The following is a 1,686-nucleotide window of genomic DNA, read 5'->3' on the forward strand; positions in this document are numbered from 1 at the left end:
GCTTGCTCATGACACCTCCTTGTAGGGCCTAGTGTGAGGCTCACGAGGTATCTAGGAAAGTGAGGGCGATTCAGCTGTTTCCCAGCGTGATCAAGCAGCTGCAGATGTTGCACAAGCCCGCGCCGCACTGGCACGCCGTCAACTGGACCTGAAATTCACAACCGTAGATGCCCCGATTGCCGGCCGTATTGATCAGGCATTGGTGACGGAAGGAGCGCTGGTTGGCACATCCGACACCAGCCCCATGGCACGTATTCAGCAGATTGACAAAGTGTATGTTGATGTCCGGCGCCCTGCGGCTTCGCTGGAGGCTTTGCAACAGGCGCTGGAGAAGCACCGTGTGAATACCAGCAACGGTATGCCTGTCGCCATTTTGAGAAGCACCGGCGGCGCGTATGACGTGAGCGCAAAGGTGCTGTTTTCCGGGATCAATGTTGACTCTGGCACGGGCGATGTCCTCTTGCGCGTGCAAGTCGATAATCCGAAGCGCCAACTGCTACCTGGCATGTTTGTCCGGGCAAGGATTCCGCTGGCCAGTTACCCGGATGCATTGAGTGTGCCGCAACAAGCGGTAGTCAGGCCGGGGGGCAAAGCCCACGTCTGGACTATCAATAGCCAGCATGTGGCGCACCTTGCACCCGTTGAATTGGGCGAATTGGTCAGCCAGCGCTATCGCATCGTATCGGGTCTGAAACGAAGCCAGCGCATTGTCGTGGCGGGGATGGAGCGTCTGACCGAGGGTATACCGGTAACGCTAGGTAGCAAACAGACTGCTACTCAGCCGGCAGTACGCTAACCGGACGGAAGGATTTGATTCATGGCTAAGTTCTTTATTGATCGCCCGGTGTTTGCCTGGGTGATCGCATTTTTCATCATGCTCTCTGGCTTGATGGCTATTCCCAATCTGCCGATCGCGCGCTATCCCTCGGTAGCGCCGCCAAGCGTGACGATAACCGCCAGCTACCCTGGCGCGACGCCACAGGCAATGAACGATGGGGTGCTGAGTCTGATCGAGCGTGAAATATCCGGTGTAAAGAATCTTCTGTATTTCGAATCGACCACGGATACCTCGGGTTCTGCCTCTATTACCGTTACATTCAAGCCCGGTACGGATCCGGAGCTGGCACAAGTCGATGTGCAGAACAGGCTCAAATCGATCGAGTCCCGTTTACCACAAGCGGTTCGCCAGAATGGTCTGTCGGTAGAGTCTGCTTCATCCGGTTTTTTGATGATTATCGGGCTGCGCGCCGATACCGGCCAATTCAGTGAGGTGGAGCTGAGTGACTATATGGCGCGCAACATGGTGGAAGAGTTGCGTCGCATTGAGGGCGTTGGCCGCGTACAGCTATTTGGTGCGGAGCAAGCCATGCGCATCTGGGTAGATCCCGCCAAGCTGCTTGCATATGGTTTGACGATGGCTGATTTGTCCACGGCGATCAGCCAGCAAAATGCCCAGATATCCCCCGGCAGTATTGGCGCGGCGCCTGTGGTATCCGGTCAGCGGGTCACTGTCCCGCTGACAGTACAGGGCCAACTGAGCAGCCCTGCCGAGTTTGCCAGCATTGTCCTCAAGTCCAATGCAAATGGCTCGAAAGTCGTTTTGGGCGACGTGGGGCTTTGTTGCACAAATCAGGGCTTGCGCCTGTCCGGTAGAATGACCGCATGAGCAAGCCCCTCCCTCCCAAG

At 56.6% G+C, this 1,686-nt stretch carries 1 protein-coding gene and 1 pseudogene; both read left to right on the top strand.

What is annotated here, in order from left to right:
* Positions 1-76: 76 nt before the first annotated feature.
* A pseudogene (locus FLQ03_RS18425) lies at positions 77-796 on the top strand (efflux RND transporter periplasmic adaptor subunit); the annotation flags it as partial.
* Positions 797-817: 21 nt separating this feature from the next.
* Positions 818-1,666 carry an efflux RND transporter permease subunit gene (locus FLQ03_RS18430; RefSeq protein ID WP_206211047.1) on the top strand — a complete coding sequence of 283 codons (849 nt, stop codon included), beginning with the start codon at positions 818-820 and terminating at the stop codon, positions 1,664-1,666.
* Positions 1,667-1,686: the final 20 nt, after the last annotated feature.

This window comes from Vogesella urethralis (assembly GCF_007644045.2).
Classification (GTDB): Bacteria; Pseudomonadota; Gammaproteobacteria; order Burkholderiales; family Chromobacteriaceae; genus Vogesella; species Vogesella urethralis.

What these genes read in the sequence shown, in the direction of transcription:
- FLQ03_RS18430 (WP_206211047.1), top strand. Translation starts at nt 818, where the DNA reads ATGGCTAAGTTCTTTATTGATCGCCCGGTGTTTGCCTGGGTGATCGCA.